Source organism: Rhodococcus sp. Eu-32 (assembly GCF_003336925.1).
In the GTDB taxonomy this organism is placed as follows: domain Bacteria; phylum Actinomycetota; class Actinomycetes; order Mycobacteriales; family Mycobacteriaceae; genus Rhodococcoides; species Rhodococcoides kyotonensis_B.
This window is the reverse complement of the sequence record NZ_QGNK01000054.1, coordinates 1-917: the sequence shown is the minus strand read 5'-3', so window position 1 is coordinate 917 and position 917 is coordinate 1. Positions and strand designations below refer to the sequence as shown.

The following is a 917-nucleotide window of genomic DNA, read 5'->3' as shown; positions in this document are numbered from 1 at the left end:
CTGCCAAGCGCACGAAGGGTGCGTTCGCGTCGGGTTCGGCGTAGACAGCGACACTGGTGAGGCCGGCGTCCGCTGCAGCCCTGATCACCCGGACTGCGATCTCGCCGCGGTTCGCGACAAGCACCTTCGAAATCTGTTTACGTGCAACACCATTGGTGGACATGAGGGTGATCCTTTATCGCGAGAAGTGAGCATTGGTGAAATACACTGGGGCAGAGGTCAGGCCGTAGCGCAGCTGGTCGGTGGGGTTGCCCCAGGCGCCGAGCGAGCTCGTCGGCGACCGGGGCACGTGCGGATGGGCCGACGCCGCAGCGATCAGCACCGCCATGAGTGCGGCGACCTCGGTGTCGGTAGGGTTGCCGCCGAACTGCACTGCCGCCGACGTTTTCGCTTCTGTGTCCTCGGCGCTCATAGTGGGATGTTTCCGTGCTTCTTGGGGGGCAGGGTGACTTGTTTGCGTTCGAGCAGACGCAGTGCGGAGACGATTTGTCCGCGGGTGTGGCTCGGTGGGATGACGGCGTCGAGGTAGCCGCGTTCGGCGGCGACGTACGGGCCCACGAGGGTGTCTTCGTATTCCTGCTGCAGCTTCAGCCGGAGTGCGTCGACGTCTTCGCCGTTCTTCGCCGCTTCGAGGAGCTGTTTGCGGTAGACGAAGCCGACGGCGCCGGAGGCGCCCATGACGGCGATCTGCGCGGTGGGCCAGGCGAGGTTGACGTCGGCGCCCATGTGCTTGGAGCCCATGACGTCGTAGGCGCCGCCGTAGGCTTTGCGGGTGATGACGGTGATCTTCCCGACCGTGGCTTCACCGTAGGCGTAGAGCAGTTTCGCGCCGCGGCGGATGATGCCGTTGAACTCTTGCCCGGTGCCGGGGAGGAAGCCGGGGACGTCGACGAGGGTGATGATGGGGACGTTGAACG

General features: G+C 65.2%; 3 protein-coding genes. All 3 read right to left on the bottom strand.

Annotation, left to right across the window (positions count from 1 at the left end):
* Positions 1 to 163 (bottom strand): biotin carboxylase N-terminal domain-containing protein (locus DK926_RS26270; protein ID WP_133299119.1); only part of this gene is annotated, 163 nt, incomplete at its 3' end.
* Positions 164 to 175: 12 nt separating this feature from the next.
* On the bottom strand, positions 176 to 412 hold the full coding sequence (locus DK926_RS26265; RefSeq protein ID WP_114332832.1) for an acyl-CoA carboxylase subunit epsilon: 237 nt from the start codon (positions 410 to 412) through the stop codon (positions 176 to 178).
* The coding region (locus tag DK926_RS26260; RefSeq protein WP_279387111.1) for a carboxyl transferase domain-containing protein at positions 409 to 917 on the bottom strand (509 nt) is incomplete at its 5' end. The genes DK926_RS26260 and DK926_RS26265, both read right to left, overlap by 4 nt.